The organism is Limnovirga soli, assembly GCF_013106755.1.
GTDB classification, from domain to species: domain Bacteria; phylum Bacteroidota; class Bacteroidia; order Chitinophagales; family Chitinophagaceae; genus Limnovirga; species Limnovirga soli.
In genome coordinates, this window is record NZ_WHPF01000015.1 from 100,513 (window position 1) to 116,786 (window position 16,274).

Annotated in this window: 14 protein-coding genes; 7 read left to right on the forward strand and 7 right to left on the reverse strand. The window is 39.9% G+C overall.

Annotated features, from left to right (window positions below):
* Positions 1-60: 60 nt before the first annotated feature.
* Together GD597_RS18615 and GD597_RS18620 are read right to left on the reverse strand one after the other, a co-directional pair.
* Positions 61-2,313, reverse strand: coding sequence for a glycosyl hydrolase family 95 catalytic domain-containing protein (locus GD597_RS18615; protein WP_171609418.1), 2,253 nt, complete (start codon positions 2,311-2,313; stop codon positions 61-63).
* A 103-nt stretch (positions 2,314-2,416) separates the two neighbouring features.
* Positions 2,417-3,295 (reverse strand): sugar phosphate isomerase/epimerase family protein, encoded by an 879-nt coding sequence (locus GD597_RS18620; protein ID WP_171609419.1) that lies wholly within the window; start codon positions 3,293-3,295, stop codon positions 2,417-2,419.
* A gap of 237 nt (positions 3,296-3,532) precedes the next feature.
* On the opposite strand from GD597_RS18620, the gene GD597_RS18625 reads away from it, so the two are divergent.
* Positions 3,533-3,808 (forward strand): hypothetical protein, encoded by a 276-nt coding sequence (locus GD597_RS18625; RefSeq protein ID WP_171609420.1) that lies wholly within the window; start codon positions 3,533-3,535, stop codon positions 3,806-3,808.
* Positions 3,809-4,021: 213 nt separating this feature from the next.
* Here the strand turns inward: GD597_RS18625 and GD597_RS18630 are convergent, their stop codons facing one another.
* Positions 4,022-5,776, reverse strand: coding sequence for a hypothetical protein (locus GD597_RS18630; protein WP_171609421.1), 1,755 nt, complete (start codon positions 5,774-5,776; stop codon positions 4,022-4,024).
* Positions 5,777-5,915: 139 nt separating this feature from the next.
* Between GD597_RS18630 and pyrF the strand changes: the two genes are divergently transcribed.
* Complete coding sequence (gene pyrF, locus GD597_RS18635) at positions 5,916-6,722, forward strand: orotidine-5'-phosphate decarboxylase (RefSeq protein WP_171609422.1); 807 nt, start codon at positions 5,916-5,918, stop codon at positions 6,720-6,722.
* A 103-nt stretch (positions 6,723-6,825) separates the two neighbouring features.
* On the opposite strand, the gene GD597_RS18640 is transcribed toward pyrF, so the two are convergent.
* Together GD597_RS18640 and GD597_RS18645 are read right to left on the reverse strand one after the other, a co-directional pair.
* Positions 6,826-7,440 (reverse strand): SGNH/GDSL hydrolase family protein, encoded by a 615-nt coding sequence (locus GD597_RS18640; RefSeq protein ID WP_171609423.1) that lies wholly within the window; start codon positions 7,438-7,440, stop codon positions 6,826-6,828.
* Between the two features lie 34 nt (positions 7,441-7,474).
* A complete protein-coding gene (locus tag GD597_RS18645; RefSeq protein ID WP_171609424.1) occupies positions 7,475-7,867 on the reverse strand; it encodes a YciI family protein in 393 nt (130 codons plus the stop codon).
* 242 nt (positions 7,868-8,109) lie between these two features.
* Here GD597_RS18645 and GD597_RS18650 point away from each other — a divergent pair, with 242 nt between their 5' ends.
* From GD597_RS18650 to GD597_RS18665, 4 genes are all read left to right on the forward strand, one after another.
* Positions 8,110-9,294 (forward strand): acyl-CoA dehydrogenase family protein, encoded by a 1,185-nt coding sequence (locus tag GD597_RS18650; protein ID WP_171609425.1) that lies wholly within the window; start codon positions 8,110-8,112, stop codon positions 9,292-9,294.
* Positions 9,295-9,431: 137 nt separating this feature from the next.
* Positions 9,432-9,977, forward strand: coding sequence for a shikimate kinase (locus tag GD597_RS18655; RefSeq protein WP_171609426.1), 546 nt, complete (start codon positions 9,432-9,434; stop codon positions 9,975-9,977).
* A 1-nt stretch (position 9,978) separates the two neighbouring features.
* Positions 9,979-10,371 (forward strand): DUF423 domain-containing protein, encoded by a 393-nt coding sequence (locus tag GD597_RS18660; protein WP_171609427.1) that lies wholly within the window; start codon positions 9,979-9,981, stop codon positions 10,369-10,371.
* A 318-nt stretch (positions 10,372-10,689) separates the two neighbouring features.
* Entirely contained in the window at positions 10,690-13,179 is a 2,490-nt protein-coding gene (locus GD597_RS18665; RefSeq protein WP_171609428.1) for a DUF5686 and carboxypeptidase regulatory-like domain-containing protein, read from the forward strand.
* A 259-nt stretch (positions 13,180-13,438) separates the two neighbouring features.
* Here the strand turns inward: GD597_RS18665 and GD597_RS18670 are convergent, their stop codons facing one another.
* Entirely contained in the window at positions 13,439-14,425 is a 987-nt protein-coding gene (locus GD597_RS18670) for a DUF1028 domain-containing protein (protein ID WP_171609429.1), read from the reverse strand.
* 176 nt (positions 14,426-14,601) lie between these two features.
* Between GD597_RS18670 and GD597_RS18675 the strand changes: the two genes are divergently transcribed.
* Complete coding sequence (locus tag GD597_RS18675; RefSeq protein ID WP_171609430.1) at positions 14,602-15,123, forward strand: L,D-transpeptidase family protein; 522 nt, start codon at positions 14,602-14,604, stop codon at positions 15,121-15,123.
* Positions 15,124-15,125: 2 nt separating this feature from the next.
* Here GD597_RS18675 and GD597_RS18680 read toward each other — a convergent pair whose 3' ends face one another.
* The gene (locus GD597_RS18680; RefSeq protein ID WP_171609431.1) at positions 15,126-16,085 is read right to left on the reverse strand and encodes an alpha/beta hydrolase; all 960 of its coding nucleotides are present in this window, start codon (positions 16,083-16,085) and stop codon (positions 15,126-15,128) included.
* Positions 16,086-16,274 lie beyond the last annotated feature (189 nt).

Sequence of the window (16,274 nt, forward strand, 5' to 3'; positions counted from 1 at the left end):
TTGTACAGGTTATTCAGTTAACTTAAGCTAAGTAACAGTTTAAAAGTACAACTATTCCATTTATTCGTATCCGTTTGTAAAAATTATGGTTTGGCCTTTTTGCATGGTTAGGGTAACAATTCCGTTCTTTACTGTAACATGCTGCAGGCGGTTTGGCTTATCAATTACCCATGTAGCAAACGGCAGTTTTATATGTAAAACGCCTCCCTTTTCAGCAAATATTTTTACATTAGCAGCTACCCCGTTTTCTTTTGCGGCACTAATAATAAATGCACCTTCGACACGCAGGTTTGTGAAGGAAACATCTTTCCAGCTGGCAGGAATTGCGGGGAAAACATCAATATATTGCTGTTTACTTTGTAATAATAATTCGTGCACTCCCTGTGCAAATGCAAAATTACCTTCCAGCGTAAATGGCCTGTAGGTAAAGCTGGAATGTTCGCCCCCCTTTTGGTCTCCATTTAAATGAAAACTATTTGGCGAACAAAAATTGCTGGCAAAAATTTGCAATTGCTTTACGGCGCTATCGGCCTGTTTTGCTCGGGCATAAATACATGCAGCCCAGCTAAATGAGTAACCACACCAGTTGCGGGTACCCTTTGCCTGCAGTTGTTGTAAGGAAGCATCGATGATCTTTTTTTGCGCATTATCATCGGCATTTAGTTGTGCCAATGGGTAAATAGCCATCAGCTGTGCATGGTGGCGGTGCGATTCGTCCAGATTTTGCCCGGGGGCAATGGTAAGCCCTGTTTCATTTACATCAAATTGGGGCAGCTGGTCTAGCAGTACTTGCCAATGTTGTGCTTCAGTATTTTTATGTAATGCAGTTGCTACTTCGGCAGCTGCGCTAAGGGCAAATTTGTACAGGCTAAGATCGTAGTTGGTATAATGGGTAAACCAGGCATTTATGCTATTATCGTGGTATTCCGGGCTGGAGCTTAAAGCAATTTGCCTTTGGCCGTTTTCCAGATAAGTAATATGTTCAATAAAAACAGCCGCTTCATGCAAATAGGGGTAGGCTTTCTGCACGAGAAAATCATTATCCATTGAATATTTCCATTGCCAGTAAAAATGCTGTGCCAGCCATGAAGCGGTAGATGGTGATAATGAATATTGTATCCATCCCCCCATAGCCACCCCATTTAAAGTAGTTACACCAGGTACAGCCAGGCCAGGTACTCCAAAATATTGTTGAGTGAACTTTTTATTTTCAGCCTTAATACGCCATAACCAATCGGTATATACGGCCGCCTCGGTTAAATGATTGCCTGTGTAGCAGGGCCAATAGCTCAACTGTGTATTTAAGTCGTTATGAAAATCGCCTTTCCAGGGTGGCAGGTTACCGTTATCGGCAGTCCAAATAGCTTGCAGGGTAATGGCTGGTGCACCTTTGCGGCTTACACAACCCAGTTTATACATTTCCAGGTAATACTGTTTTTCCAGCATTGTATCAGGCAGTTGCACAGATGATTGTTGCCAGAATTTTTTCCACCAACCGGCATGTTGATCCCAGCCTGTAGGCTCTTTTGCAGTGCTATTTAATGTGGGTAAATAGGCTGGTGTATTGTCTGTAATAGTCCATTGACCAATATAGCGGTTACCACTTAATTGTTGCCATTGTACCAATATTTCATAATAGCGATTTTTTGTGGTTGGCTGATGGTACAAAATACTATTGCCTTTTTGGGTAACCGTGCCTTTGGCATAGCCTAATTGCTGTAAACCCTGGCCTTCTACACTATTACCCTGTATGCCTGTTTCACCATTATTATAAGCTGGTATAATTAATTGTGGCAGTATTACATTGCCCGGTAAATGTTCAAAACTAAAATAGCCGGTATTTTTAGTAGCATGTATATATTGGTTAAAAACTACCCCATTGGCAAAGGTTACGGTACACAAAGCATTGGTAATGTTTAATTCAACATTGGATATTTTACCCAGTGCCGCAATATTAAATTCTATTGCACCTGCAGGTATTTTGGTAGGATAAGGTGATGCTTCGTAGGGTTCATCGCCCAGTTTTTGTACAGTATCGTAAGTATTATTATGTACCTGTTGTTGTACCCATTTAAAGTTTAGGCTAGCTATGTTAAAGGCTTTTCTTTCATCCCACAAATCGGCCCTGTCTAAGCTAATGCGCAGCTTACCCTCTTTTTGCCATACCAATGCACCCAGCATGCCATTGCCCGTTGGAATGGCTTCATCCCAACGGGTGGCAAGTGTATTAAACGATAAATTGTGCGCTTTTTGTACCTGTGCATGCACGATGATTGTAAACACGATACAGATAAACAATACTGCTTTTTTCATACCTGTTCTATATACAGTTTATTTTGCTGCCCAAAGTACCGGAACGATGAACCGAGCGTGGCAAGTAAAGCTGCTGCTTGTGCTACTGCCGGTAACAAAATATTTATTTTAATTTCCCTAACTGGTCGTTATAAAATTGTATGATCTCAATTACATCAGGCAGGTTATGATCCCAATTTGATTCGTGTTCTATGGATAACATTCCGCTAAATTGCTGACGTTTTAGCTCTTGTAAAACTGCCGCAATATTTATAACGCCTTTGCCAACTACTGTATCGGCAGCATCTACCTTATTAAAAGTAACCACATCTTTAAAGTGTACACCATATACATGGCCTTCTAATTTTTTTAAACACTCCACAGGATCCAGGCCATTACGTGCCCAGTGGCCAATATCGGCACATGAACCAATATTTGGGTGCCCGTTACTGGCTTCCAGCACCGAGTCGGGGCTCCAGTAGTGGCTGGGGATTGGATGATCGTGTATGGCTACTTTAATACTAAAAGCTCCGGCCAGGCTATCTATATAGTCCCATTGTGCTTTTGTGGGCTCTGCTGTAATATAGCTTAAACCAAATTCTTTGGCCAGTTCAAAAGCCTTTAGCCAATCGGCATTATTATCTGGTGCAATAACACCCATGGCAGTAATGCTTATGCCTTTAGATTGGAGTAATTGTTTTAACTGGTTGCGGGTATCGGGCGACATGCCAATACCAAATTCGCCTTTCATATCGCCACCAAGGGTTTGGCCCCAGAAGGCTTCTATATTTTTAATGCCGGCACTATCTACCTTATCTAAAGCCTGGGTAAATGTGAATTTGTTAAAGGTCCACATTTGAATGCCTATTTTAAAATTGGCCGTGCTACCCAGGGTATCTGCAGCAGTAGTATCAGTAGTGTTGTTTGCAGGTTGGCCGCTGTTACATTGGGTTAAACAGGCTGCCATTATACAGCAAATACTGGCAAAAACAATTCTTTTCATATTGCAAGTTTTATGGTTTAAACAGGTAAGTTAAATAAATAGCGTTCATAAATTTCAGTATTGCTTCAAATTGATAAAATAATGGCACGGATGGTGTATTTGAACCCGCTAAAAAAATATTTTAAAAAAATGGTTACATTAAGATTATCAGCGGCAACAGATATATGTAAGGGTTGAGAAAGCATAAAAACAACGCCAACGAAACCCATTTTGTAAAATTTCAAAAAAATAAAAAGCATGAAAAAAATTTTGTTAGCCGCTTCATTATTAGTTGCAGGCGCCACATTCGCAGGTACTCAGAGTTTATTGGCAGTTAAACCAGCTATGTTTGCACCAAAAGGAAAGCATATCCCGGCTTCTCAGGTACCGGCTGATATCATCGCCCAGTTTAATGCAGATTACCCAACTGCTACTAACGTACAATGGCAGGTAGAAAGAGAACATGGTGCAGTTGTTTATCAGGCATCATTTGTTTTGAACGGTACACGTATGAAAGTTAAATACCCTGCATAGTTTATTTTTTGCCAACAGGTTTTGAGCCAGGCTAAAGCTATCAATTAAGCTTTACTTGCGTCGCACACTTGTACGGCAACAATTGAATGCAGCAGATAATTTAATAATAGATTACACCTTTGAAAAAAACTCTTTGCATTCAATTAATAAAAACAGCCATTACTTATAATGGCTGTTTTTAGTTTGTTCCTGGTAACCATGTTTGTAATTATGTTATTGTATGGCAATTTTACCCATACGCATATCTGTTCTGGCCAGGGCCTTAATATGACTTGCGGGCAGGTATACATTATTGCCTGCCACAAAGGCAAAACGCGGCATACAAATAACTTTATCATCGTTTGTAATAACCTGTTTGCGTGTAATAGCTCCATTGGCAAGATCTAAAGACACTGCATATAAAGCTGTATTTTTAAAACTGTTATTAATAGCTTTTACCTGTTTTATACTCGTATAATCCTTTACATTGGCATTATCCGTTTTATCATTAAAAAATACAATCAGCTTATTATTATTCATAGCCGTAACTACAGATGAATAATAAGGGTAACTGCCTCCGGAGGCAAACATGCCCCCATAATCATAGCTGAAAGAAATACCCATACCCGGGCCACTAGAACTGGTTCTTATTTGCTCCACCTGTTTTTTAGGTATATTAAATACATTATGTATTTGCCCATCAGTAGAGGTGCTGATCACCATTAAATCGCTATTGGTAAATGTATAGGTAGAAACACTTCTGGATCTTGACATATGTGTTACCGGATCATAGTCAAAAGTTGTATAATAGGTATGTTTAAATTGATACGATTCTGCCGTAATCCAAATATCGTTGGTAGCAGGTGAATAATCTACCGATCGTATTTTATAACTATTATTAAATACAGGGTCATCCTCATCATCATCCTTTTTGCTTTTCTTATTTTTTGCCTTATCATCATCATCGTCATCCTCCAGTGGCTCATCAGGTATATTACTAATCATATCTTTCGAAATTTCTTTCATCGAACTCTGCACCATTTTGCCACTTGCTACATCTATCTTATTAATGTAAATGCCATTCAATAATTTTTTATCACTGGCATTACTATAAAATCCGGCCAGTAAAATCTGCCCGTTGGGCAGGCTTATTATTTTGCCTCCAATGGTAAAGGTACCCTGTGTATCAAAATCAAAATCGGCTTCTTTAACACCTTTGGTATTATACTTGGCTAACAGGTATTTTTTAAATACGGGTATTTGCTTTTTTCTTTTAGTGGGCACCATTTCAAATTTTTTGGCCAGTATTAAAAACTTGCCATCAACAGTAGGTACAATATCTTCCAGCGAGTAGGTGGCAGGATCGTCTTTTATTTTAATGTTACAGCCAAGTTTCTTATTTAATTTATCATCAAATACAGTTACATCCAGTAAATTGGTAGCATTATCATGTGCCTTAACGCTGGTAATTACCATCCATCTGGTGGAGTCGGGTGTAGGCTTTACAATAAAATCAACATCATCCCTATCCGATTCCAGGTACCAGGAACCCAATTCTTTTAATTGGCCAGTTAATTCTCCCGTACTTCCATCAATTGCAGATCCATATAAATGAAAATAATTTTCCCTTTTGTCGTAATGGCTGGCAAAAACATAAAGTGTATTTTTTAACGGCTGCATACTGTTAAAAGAAACATCTTTCAGGTCTTTCCCATAATCCTTCTCATATAATTTTGTGAAGTTCTTATCAAATTTTACCAGCTTGTAGGCCGTTTTAAGCGTTGCGCCAATTACAAAATAACTCTTCACCCGCATTTCACCTTCCAGAAAATATACACCGCTATTATCAGCATGTATAAGATCCATATCTACCGTACTTTTCCTCATTTTGGTATCATCACCCCAGGTAGCTGTATAATTTTGGGCAAATAGTTGAGACCCTGCAAATACAAAACACAACAACACAATTTTTTTTATCAGGTTCGGCATATAAATCTTGTTTTTTAATTCTATTCCAATTAGTTCTCCAAGGTAATATCTACCATTAAATAAAACAATTGTTATCAAAAAAATATGACCGGCGGCAAGCCATGCCCAAACATTTTTTAAAACCAGTTAACTTTGCACCATGAACCGTAATCAGCTGGTAAAACAAATACAGGAAAAGCGTTCCTTTTTATGTGTAGGGTTAGATACAGATCTTACCAAAATACCCAACCACCTAAAAAATCATCCCAATGCTATAGTTGCGTTTAACAAAGCCATTATAGATGCTACCAAAGATCATTGTGTTAGTTATAAAATAAATACCGCCTTCTACGAAGCCATGGGCCTTAAAGGCTGGGCAGCCATGGAAGAAACTGTACAGTATATTCCCGATACCCATCTAAAAATTGCCGATGCCAAACGTGGTGACATTGGCAACACTTCTTCGCAATACGCCAAAGCCTTTTTCGAAACATTACCATTTGATGCCATTACTGTAGCGCCCTATATGGGCGAGGACAGCATACGCCCTTTTTTGGAATATGAGCATAAATGGACCATTGTTTTAGGGCTAACCAGCAACAAAGGCGCTGCCGATTTTGAGTTACAATCCACCGGCAATCAGTTGCTTTATCAAAAAGTGTTACAAACTGTTGCGCAATGGGGCAACCCCAACAACCTTATGTTTGTGGTGGGCGCTACGCAAGCAACCGAGTTAGCCATTATCAGGCAAATTATCCCCGATCATTTTTTACTGGTACCGGGTGTTGGTTTTCAGGGCGGCAGCCTGGAAGAAGTAAGCAAATATGGTTTAAACCAGCAATGCGGCCTGCTTGTAAATGCCAGCAGGGCTATTATTTATGCCAGCTCTGGCGAAAATTTTGCCACCGAAGCCAAAGAAATTGCGCAACAATATCAAACCGAAATGGGCCAATACCTGCCTATGTAAGTATATGATTGACCCAACTTAGGTACAACAATATGGCTTTGCTTGCGTCGCACTCTTGTGCGTTCTGCACTTTATGGTGCTAATCATACAATTGCTATCCTTATCACTGTTTAATAATTGCTGCTATCCTATCCGCTACTTCGGCTGCCCAGTAGGCATAAGTTTTACCTGAATAATGCAGGCCATCTGCTGCCAGGAAACTACTATCGCCCTCTATGGCCCGGCTATGCTGGGTTATGTTAATATAATGTACCCCATATTGTTTGGCAATAGCAGCATTATGGGCGTTAAACGCATCTATTTCTTTACTAATATTTGGTTTTTTAAGTTGTTGGGCAAATGGAGTAACCCCCCAGTCTGGTATAGAAAGTACCAGCACCCGTTCTGTTTTTACTGCTGCAAAATGTATGGCCTTATGCAACAAAAACTCAACATCCTGTTTATATTCCTTAACCGGCAAACCCCGGTATTGGTTGTTTACACCAATAAGCAGGGTTACAAAATCATATTGGTCATTCAGTTTTGTATGCAAAATTTGTTCGGCCAGTTCAAAAGTGGTAAAACCGGTTTGGGCAATTATTTCAGGTGCATAAAAATGCAGCCCCTTTTGCCGCAGTAACTGAATGGCCTGGTAAGGAAAGCTTTGATGCAATGGTACTGCTTCGCCAATGGTATAGGAATCGCCCAATGCAAGCAGGCTAAAATGGTGTTTGGTCATATGCAACATTTAATGGGGCTAATGAATTGATGATTTATTGAAACAGGCAATTTTTTCCCGTCATCCATGGGTGAATTTCGGCAGCTAACCGGCCGGCTTCAATGGCTGGGTCAGTTTGCATTAGTTTTTCGCATTCTTCTTTGGAGGCGCATTTCATTATAAAAATGCCCCGCCAATCGGTATCATCCAAAAAAGGACCAGCTATCAGCATTTTGCCTTCTTTAACCAAACGGGTAATATTGGCCATATGTCCATCCTGAATTTTTGCAGCAGTTACTGAATCCTGCGTACGGTTATTCCCCTTTACCAACATTACAAAATACAACTGAATAGGCTCAAATGGTTTTGCCTGTTGAGTAGTATCTTTTGTTTGGGCAAACAGGCTGGCCGGTATACACCATAAAATGAACAGGATTGTTTTTTGCATATGATGACTTTTAGTTCAAATAAAAATACAACAAAACATTGGTGGTTGCCGGCAGACTTATAATTTTGCGAACATGTGTTAGGAACGTATACTTCATCATGCTGGCATTGCTGCCAGTATTGTTGCAGCACAAGAGTGCGACGCAAGTAAAGCCCCCAAATGGCTATATTGCCCGGCTCAAAAAAATAACGAGCTGCCTGTACCGTTCTTAAACGCAATTAACACTTTAATACACTTTTGCTATGGCTGCCAGAACAGATTTATTTCAATCGCCAGACTATTACCTGCTGGATGAATTGCTTACCGAAGAGCATTTAATGATTAGAGATGCAGTACGTAATTATGTGAAGAAAGAAATTTCGCCCATTATAGAAGACTATGCACAACGTGCCGAGTTTCCGCAACATATTGTACGCCAAATGGGTGAATTGGGATGCTTTGGACCAACAGTGCCTGCAGAATATGGCGGCGGCGGGCTAGATTATATTAGCTATGGATTAATGATGCAGGAGCTGGAACGTGGCGATAGTGGTGTACGCTCCACCGCTAGTGTACAAGGCTCATTGGTAATGTACCCAATTTATGCCTATGGCAATGAAGCCCAACGTCATAAATATTTACCCAAACTGGCCAGCGGCGAATGGCTGGGCTGTTTTGGACTAACCGAGCCAAACCACGGCAGCGACCCCAGCAGTATGCTTACCAATATTAAAGATGCCGGTGACCATGTTATATTAAATGGTGCAAAAATGTGGATTAGCAACGCACCATTTGCTCAGGTAGCCGTGGTGTGGGCCAAAGACGAGGCTGGTATTGTACGCGGTGTTATTGTTGAAAGAGGCATGGAAGGATTTTCAACCCCTACCACACATGGTAAATGGAGCTTGCGTGCCAGCGCCACAGGTGAGCTGGTTTTTGACAATGTAAAAGTGCCAAAAGAAAATATTTTGCCCAATGTACAAGGCTTAAAAGGCCCATTGGGTTGTTTATCAAAAGCCCGTTATGGCATTGCCTGGGGTACCCTGGGTGCTGCTATGGATTGCTACGATACCGCATTGCGGTATAGCCAGGAGCGTTATCAATTTGGAAGGGCAATTGGCGGTTTTCAGCTACAGCAGAAAAAACTGGCGGAAATGATTACCGAAATTACCAAAGGCCAGTTATTGGTATGGCGCCTGGGTGTATTAATGAGCGAAGGCAGGGCTACCCCTGCACAGGTTAGTATGGCAAAAAGAAATAGTTGCGAAATTGCCACCAATATTGCCCGCGATGCACGACAGATGTTAGGTGGCATGGGCATAACCGGCGAATATAGCATTATGCGCCATATGATGAACCTGGAAAGTGTAATTACCTACGAAGGCACACACGATATTCACCTGTTGATTACAGGTATGGATATTACCGGTTTGAATGCGTTTAAATAATGAACTTGCTATTATTTGCCAGGCTAAAAAGCTATCACCGGCTTTACTTGCGTCGCACACTTGTACTGTTGATAACATTATTAGGCAAAAAAAAATTGTGATTATTCATTAAAATAAATTGTTTAAAATTTCCCTAATTGAACAAAGGCACATCAAATAATTCTATAGACAACACATCCACACATTCCCGTATTTTCTTAATTGGCATGATGGGAACAGGGAAAAGTTTTTGGTGTAAGAAATTAGCCAAAAAGATAAAATGTGGTGCCTACGATCTTGATTTTTTGGTGGAAACCATGGAAGAAAAAACCATTGCAGAAATTTTTGCCGAAGATGGTGAAGCCTACTTTAGAAAAGCAGAAACAAAAATGTTACACAACTTTATCCAAAAGAAAAGCTTTGTACTTGCCACCGGTGGTGGCACCCCCTGCTTTAATGATAATATGCAATGGATGAATGCACATGGTGTTACCATTTGGATTGATGAACCTATCCCTATTTTGGTACAACGCCTGCAGGCTGAAAAAGAACACCGCCCATTAATAGCCAGCCTTTCAGATGATGCACTCGAGACATTTCTTACCAAAAAACTGGAAGAAAGAAAACCTTTCTATGCGCAGGCTACCTATCATTTTAAAGGGCCTGATATTTCAGAACGTAGCTTTACAAACATAATAGCATAATATGAACCGATCTTTTATAATAATTGCGGCCCTGTTGGGTGCCTGCACAGTGGCTTTAGGCGCTTTTGGAGCACATGCCCTTAAAGACAAACTAACAGAATATACTACAGGCATTTACGAAACTGCAGTAAAATATCAGTTTTATCATGTATTTGCTTTATTGGCCACCGGCATGTTAATGCAGTATTTTTCAAATAGCTGGATGTTATGGAGTGGCCGGTTATTTATAATAGGTATGCTGATTTTTTGTGGCTCGCTATACCTGCTTACCTATTTTTTAATTAATGGCAATGAAAGTATGAAATGGCTGGGGGCTATTACCCCAATTGGTGGCCTTTGCTTTATTGCAGGCTGGGTCTGTATGGCCATAGGTATCATAAAAACACCGGCTTAAAGCCTGCTTGCCTTATTTTCAGGCCCAGGTAATTGTATTGAATCAATGCATTCTTTTCTTCACTTTTTCCGGGCATTTATTTACCTACCCTAAAACACAACTGTTTTTTTGCAGATAGTGTGCACCTATTTATTGCAACAAGGTTATTCTATTTAACCAATCTATGTTTTAGTTATACCTAAGGTGCTATTCACCAGACTACACCCATCAATATTTGCATTTCTGTAACCTTTACACTGTTACTTTCGTTGCACTCATCTAATAAAACACCATATGGCTTTATTTTTACGCACTGCTTGTTGTTTACTTTTTTGCGCCTTGTCTGTCAACGTTTTTGCGGGCAGGGTATTTGGTAAAATTACTGATGAGAATGGCAATAGCCTGGCCTATGCTTCACTCTTAATAAAGGGCACCAGCAAAGGCACCACTGCCAACAATGAAGGTGCTTATTTTTTACAATTATCAAAAGGAGAATATACCATTGTTTGCCAATATATTGGCTTTGCAAGAATGGAAAAAACCATTGTAGTTAGCGAGGCAGATTTGCAGCTAAACTTTGTACTATCTGCCCAACAAACTACCATGAAAGAAGTAATTGTAAAAAGTGGCGGCGAAGACCCAGCATATGAAATTATTCGCAATGCCATTAAAAAGAAACCAACCTATAGAGATCCGCTGGATTCCTTTACCTGCGAAGCTTATATAAAAACCCTAATTAAAACCCGCAAACTGCCCAAACGCTTTATGGGGCAAAAAATAGAAGACAAAGACAAAAAGGAAAGTGGTCTTGATTCTGCGGGGAAAGGCATCTTATTTTTGTCTGAATCCATTACCAAAATAGCTTATAAAAAACCCGACCAAACTAAACTGGAAGTTGTATCAGGCAGGGAAAGTGGTTCAAATGGTTTTGGCTTTAATTTTCCATCGTTTATTAATTTTTATAAAGAAAATGTAAACGTTTTAACGGCGCAATTTAGTCCGCGTGGCTATGTATCACCCATTGCCGATGCTGCCATGAATTATTACAGGTTTAAATACCTGGGTACTTTTTATGAAGATGGCCTGGCCATCAATAAAATTGAAGTTATTCCACGCCGCAAATTTGAACCACTTTTTTCGGGAACGATTAATATTACTGAGGGCGACTGGCGCATATATAGCCTGGATTTGCAGTTAACCAAAACTGCCCAATTAGAAATACTGGACACCTTAAACATTAAACAAATTCATGTACCCGTAGGCAATGATATTTGGCGAACAAAAGATCAGGTAGTCTATTTTACATTTAACCAATTGGGGGTTGATGCGGTAGGTACTTTTTTAAATGTGTATAATAAGTATGAGCTTACCCCACAGTTTACCAAAAAGTATTTTAATAAGGTGCTGGTAAAATATGACACAGCCGTTAATAAAAAAACAAAAGCGTATTGGGATTCTATAAGGCCGGTACAATTGGAACCTGAAGAAGCGAAAGATTACGCCACAAAAGACAGTATTTACCAGTTAAAAAAAGATTCCGCCTTTTCAAAAACCTATATTGACTCTATGCGCAAAGCACAGGGTACCATTAAAGTTGGCAAAATTTTATGGACAGGTTATACCCGCAGTAATTACCACCCCAAAAAACCTGTTAGTTTTACCTGGGAGCCCCTATTAAAAAACCTGCAATATAATACAGCAGAAGGACTGGTTATAAATGTAGCAGGCACCATTCAGCAAAGGGTGTTGGCAACCAGGCAACAAATTGCTTTTACCCCACATATACGTTACGGGTTAAGCAATTCGCATTTAAATGCCTGGGCCACATTGGCGTTTAATGGCCGAAGTGTGCAAACAGATGAGGAAGCTTCCAATAGCAGAAACAGCTTTTTAATTGAAGGTGGTAAAAGAGTATCACAATTCAATAACAGCAATCCAATCAGCCCCTTACTAAACAGCGTTTACACCTTATTTGGCAGGGAAAATTATATGAAAACCTATGAAAATAATTTTGCCTCATTCACCTTTAAAAAACGTTTCGATAACGATATTCGGCTAAATGCCAGTTTATTATACGAAGACCGCATTCCTCTTGCTAATACTACGGATTATTCATTTTCAAAAAACAACAAGGTATTTACTCCAAATTACCCTTTTGAAAAACTGAATGCGCCCTTTATACCTCATCAGGCAGTTATAGCTACGATGCAACTTCAATATCAGCCGGGGCAACGGTATATGCAATTCCCCAAAAACCGTATTCCACTGGGTTCTAAATACCCAACATTTGCATTAGAATACCAGAAAGGTATTAACGGTTTGCTGGGCAGTGATGCCGACTTTGACAAATGGAAATTTTCCTTTTGGGATGACATGAATTTTAAACTGAAAGGCAAACTTAGTTACCGCATTAGCATGGGTGGATTTCTGAATAACAAACAGGTATTTATACAGGATTACCAGCATTTCAACGGCAACCAGTTACTGCTGGCAAGTGAGTACCTAAATAGCTTTCAGCTGGCGCCCTATTATGCCAATAGTACCACCGCTTCATTTTATGCAACTGCTAACATTGAACATCATTTTAATGGATTATTTACCAATAAAATTCCCTTGTTCCGTCGTTTAAACTGGAATCTTGTGGCTGGTGCCAATGCATTTTATGTAAACAGCAGTAATAATTATGTAGAAGTTTTTGGCGGCATTGAAAATATTTTAAAAGTCTTCAGGGTAGATGTGGTTTCTTCTTATTTAAATGGCAAAAACGGACAAGTAGGTATTCGCATTGGTTTGGGTGGATTATTGGGCAGTGCTATCCGCTTTAATTAAACATGTATAAACTGCAATAATTGACCCTGCTAAAAGCCAGTGGCAACGTTACTTGCGTCGCACACTTCAGGGTTCCTCATTCATGGCAGCAATACTAAATAGTTAAGCTTTTATAAAATCATTGCTCAATAAGGTGCATCCGTACAAGAGTGCGACGCAAGTAAAGCCTCATATCTGATTTAAAGCCTGGCTAATAAAATAAATTTTGTTATAGATACATAAATTACCGGCAGCGCAAATGCACTACCGGTAATTTAACTTATAAAGCCATAATTTTTTTAAGATCGCTATCCTTTACGGTAAGCAAACCTACTGACGGTAATCGTTTGGTAAGTTCTTTCCAGTTTTTATCAGATGCAAATATTTTTTTAAGCATGGGTAATGCTTCAGCTACACGGTTATTATTGGCAAGGGTAATAGCTGTCCAGTATTGCATTTCTACATTGGCCGGAAACATTTTCATGGCAGCCCTGTACTCGTTCATGGCTGTTACCATATCGTTGGTTTCGGTGGCAAGATCACCCTTATTCATATGCTGGTAAGCAATATACAAATTGTACAGGCGGCGTAATTCTTTTAGTGGTTGCGGGTTATCGTCTACCCGCACATCTACTGATTTATCGTTCCAGGGCTGGTTATTGGGCTTACCGGGCACCACAATAAGTGCCGCTGCCTGCATACCACGAATATCGCCGCCGGCAGTTTGGGCAGCATCTAAAGCAGCCAGTACCCTCTCGGCCAAAGGCTTGCCATAACTGGCTTTAAAGGCAGCAGCCATGCTGGTACACACTGTATTGTTTAACATCATATTGCTTTGCACACTAAAATTATCGCCCTGTATATCTGATGCATATTGAATACAATTTTTACCCGTATGGCCTGCCACATTTCCCTTACTGTCTATTATGCCAACCTGTCTTACTTCACGGCCAGCATCGGCTTTTAATAAACTATCTAATGCCTGCCGGGCGGTATATCCAATTTTTAATAAAGCCAATGCTTTGGGGCCGTACGACTTATCAATAAAAGATTGGGTAGCTACCACACCAACTCCTGCTTCGCCCCAGGGCACTTCGGAGCCTACACTAAACCAATGGCTTTGTACGCCCACCGCCATATCGCCTGTAGCAGAGTCGCGGGCCACAATAGAAAATGTATGTACCAGCGGCTCACTTGACTTAAACACCTGAGCCTGTGTGGTAATTATTGCCAATACCCCAAACAGCAGGAATAAGATTTTTTTCATGTGCTATAATTTTTATGAAGATAGAACGTTTAATAAACTTAACAGTTTAGCAGGTAATTGAAAAATTGTTTCAATTTTCGATTATTCATTATTTATTGTGAATGTCATTTAAAACAGTAGCCGCATATTTATAAATTTTACTTCAACTAGTTATTACTCAAGCTAAATTATTAACTATGAAGTGGTGTAGCGGCATTTTTACCTGTGCTATTATTTTGTTTGTTTGTACCTCTTTTATTAGCGTAAATAACTCCTTGCCTACCTATTATGTAATTATTGATAAAAGCGATTATGAATTATCGGTATACGATGCCGAAGGCTGGCTGGTAACTTATCCTGTGGTATTTGGCAATAACGATTTGGGTGATAAAATGATGGAAGGCGACCGCAAAACACCCGAGGGTACTTTTACCATCATCAATAAAAGGGTACATGAAAAATGGAATAGGTTTATGATGCTTGATTACCCCACCAAAGAAAGCTATGTAAAATTTAATTACCGTAAACAACTGGGGCAAATACCTGCTAAAGCCAATATTGGTGGCGCAATTGGCATTCATGGTGTTTGGCCACATGAAGATTATACGATTGATCAATACCAGAACTGGACACAGGGTTGTATAAGCCTGCGCAATCAGGATGTAGAAGAATTATACCGTATAATTACACTAGGCACAAAAGTAACTATAAGGCCTTAGCATCATGGTTTTAAGAAATTGGTTACCGTTTGCATCCATTTTTCAGTAGCATGTTGATACAGGCTAATATGCCCCAACCCTTCATAAGACACAAAAGTTTTTTGGGCACTGCCCAGATTATCATAAATGGCTGCTGTTTCGGCTGCTGTTACCCTTATATCCTTTTCGCCTCTTTGCAATAAAACCGGACAATGTATGGCTTTTACATATTCCTGTGGTTTATTACCAAACGACCACATACCCGTTTCTACACTTCCCCAAAAAGTTAGTTCAACTGCCAATGGCTCATCGGGCAAATGCATATTTCTTACCAGTCCTTCTGCAGCCTCTAACATAGTGCCAAAAGGCATTTCCAGAATTACTTTTTCGGGTTGTATATCAGCATAATCATGCATGGCTTTGCTAATGGTAGCCGCCCCCATAGATATACCCCATAACACTATTTTTTTCTCTCCTCCGGCAACAACGGTATCATAGGCAGCTTTTACATCCCTTACTTCATTAATACCAATGGAACATACATTACCCTCACTTTCGCCATGAGAGCGAAAATCTATCATTAACACATTCCAGCCCATATTATAAAATGCAGTGGCTTCGGGTATTATACCGCTGCGGCAACTGCCATGGCCATGAAACATAATTACAGTTCCTCTGGCAACATTGGCAGTATCAGTTTTGTCGTGTACTAATTTCCAGCCGGCAATTTTAAAACCGTCACTCGTAGTTAATACAATACTTGTATGTGGTACGCTAAGCGAATCCACCACTTTGCTTTTAGCCATGGGCACTCCTAATAACACAGCACCGGTTTTTTCAAAAAAGCCCATATCGGCTGCATTTTTATGGGGTACATTATCGTAAAAGCGGGTAAAATGATAGGCCTGAAAAGCGCACAATACATTAAACAACACAAAAAATACCAATACCCAAATTCCAATACGTTTTAGCAATGGTTTCATACTTTAAAATTTAAAGGCGTATAGAAGTAACAAATAAAGGGGCGTTGCCGGAGGCCGGGCTTTACGTTGCAAGTCCTCACTTCGCTGCGCTTCGTTGCGGGCTTTTCACTACAATCCCTAACGCAAATATCTATTACCCAATTAAAGATAACAGATTTTCTACAACACTAATCCGCTTAGGTGCTTTTA

What these genes read in the sequence shown, in the direction of transcription:
- GD597_RS18615 (WP_171609418.1), bottom strand. Translation starts at nt 2,313, where the DNA reads ATGAAAAAAGCAGTATTGTTTATCTGTATCGTGTTTACAATCATCGTG.
- GD597_RS18620 (WP_171609419.1), bottom strand. Translation starts at nt 3,295, where the DNA reads ATGAAAAGAATTGTTTTTGCCAGTATTTGCTGTATAATGGCAGCCTGT.
- GD597_RS18625 (WP_171609420.1), top strand. Translation starts at nt 3,533, where the DNA reads ATGAAAAAAATTTTGTTAGCCGCTTCATTATTAGTTGCAGGCGCCACA.
- GD597_RS18630 (WP_171609421.1), bottom strand. Translation starts at nt 5,776, where the DNA reads ATGCCGAACCTGATAAAAAAAATTGTGTTGTTGTGTTTTGTATTTGCA.
- pyrF (WP_171609422.1), top strand. Translation starts at nt 5,916, where the DNA reads ATGAACCGTAATCAGCTGGTAAAACAAATACAGGAAAAGCGTTCCTTT.
- GD597_RS18640 (WP_171609423.1), bottom strand. Translation starts at nt 7,440, where the DNA reads ATGACCAAACACCATTTTAGCCTGCTTGCATTGGGCGATTCCTATACC.
- GD597_RS18645 (WP_171609424.1), bottom strand. Translation starts at nt 7,867, where the DNA reads ATGCAAAAAACAATCCTGTTCATTTTATGGTGTATACCGGCCAGCCTG.
- GD597_RS18650 (WP_171609425.1), top strand. Translation starts at nt 8,110, where the DNA reads ATGGCTGCCAGAACAGATTTATTTCAATCGCCAGACTATTACCTGCTG.
- GD597_RS18660 (WP_171609427.1), top strand. Translation starts at nt 9,979, where the DNA reads ATGAACCGATCTTTTATAATAATTGCGGCCCTGTTGGGTGCCTGCACA.
- GD597_RS18670 (WP_171609429.1), bottom strand. Translation starts at nt 14,425, where the DNA reads ATGAAAAAAATCTTATTCCTGCTGTTTGGGGTATTGGCAATAATTACC.
- GD597_RS18675 (WP_171609430.1), top strand. Translation starts at nt 14,602, where the DNA reads ATGAAGTGGTGTAGCGGCATTTTTACCTGTGCTATTATTTTGTTTGTT.
- GD597_RS18680 (WP_171609431.1), bottom strand. Translation starts at nt 16,085, where the DNA reads ATGAAACCATTGCTAAAACGTATTGGAATTTGGGTATTGGTATTTTTT.